At 67.9% G+C, this 305-nt stretch carries 1 protein-coding gene; it reads right to left on the bottom strand.

What is annotated here, in order from left to right; translation table 11 throughout:
• Positions 1-305: alpha-amylase family glycosyl hydrolase (locus ADL03_RS07860; RefSeq protein ID WP_255353337.1), on the bottom strand; the 305-nt coding region annotated here is incomplete at both ends.

Here is a 305-nt window from a genome sequence, read left to right as displayed (position 1 = left end):
CCGCGCACCGGGTCGTAGGTCCAGTTCGACGTCTCGGTGTCGACGAAGATGATCCGCGCGTCGCTGTAGCGCGAGTCGTCGTCGCTCCACACGTAGTAGTCGCCGTACGGACCGTCCGGGTTCTGCCGCGACTCCTGGAACCACGGGTGCGCGTCCGAGGTGTGGTTCAGCACCAGGTCCGTGATCACGCGGATCCCGCGCCGGTGCGCCTCCTCCAGCAGGTACACGAAGTCCTCGACGGTGCCGAACTCCGGCAGCACCGCCCGGAAGTCGCTGATGTCGTACCCGCCGTCCCGCAACGGCGA

The organism is Nocardia sp. NRRL S-836 (genome assembly GCF_001279525.1).
Taxonomy (GTDB): domain Bacteria; phylum Actinomycetota; class Actinomycetes; order Mycobacteriales; family Pseudonocardiaceae; genus Lentzea.
This window is presented reverse-complemented; position numbering and strand designations above follow the sequence as displayed.